The 563-nt window shown below is 47.4% G+C and carries 1 protein-coding gene and 1 pseudogene; both read left to right on the top strand.

What is annotated here, in order from left to right:
• On the top strand, window positions 1-289 hold a 289-nt coding region (locus KIV40_RS34865; RefSeq protein WP_285354039.1), incomplete at its 5' end, for an energy transducer TonB.
• Between the two features lie 3 nt (window positions 290-292).
• Window positions 293-563, top strand: a pseudogene (locus KIV40_RS34860) (MotA/TolQ/ExbB proton channel family protein); the annotation flags it as partial.

Raw genomic sequence — 563 nt, 5'->3', positions numbered from 1 at the left:
CTCAGAGCCTGTTCTCGTGACCAAACCAAGTTTTAGTGCACGCCCTACTCCACCTAAATACCCAAGACAAGCCCGTAGACGCGGTGTAGAAGGCGTCGCGACCTATGAGATCTGGCTTGATGAAGACGGCAAACAAGTTAAGCAAGCGCTCGTCAATTCTTCAGGTGCACTGCTTCTCGACAAAGCGGCACTCGACGCAATCAAAAAATGGAAATTTTCACCACATACCGTAAATGGTCGAGCGATCGCTCACCGTGTACAAGTACCTGTTCGTTTTAAGTTGGACTAATCAATGCAACAAATCAGTTATTTACAAGAGCAGCTGGGCCTAATGACGTGGCCACTGCTTATATGCTCAGCACTTACCGCAATGATCATCGTTGAGCGAATTTTCCAAGTGATGTTAAGTATCGGTGTTGGACGCCGCGCTATTCGTAAAGAGCTTCATCAAATCTCTCCAACAGACACTCGCCAAATTGAAGGCTTAGCCGCTGACCTATCCAACAAGAGACCACTGCTTTACAAGGGCGTCTCTATGCTGCTTGCTCACCACTCTTTTTCTA

This window comes from Vibrio sp. D173a (assembly GCF_030248475.1).
Note: the sequence above shows the minus strand (reverse complement) of the source record. Positions and strands in the feature narration are given on the sequence as shown.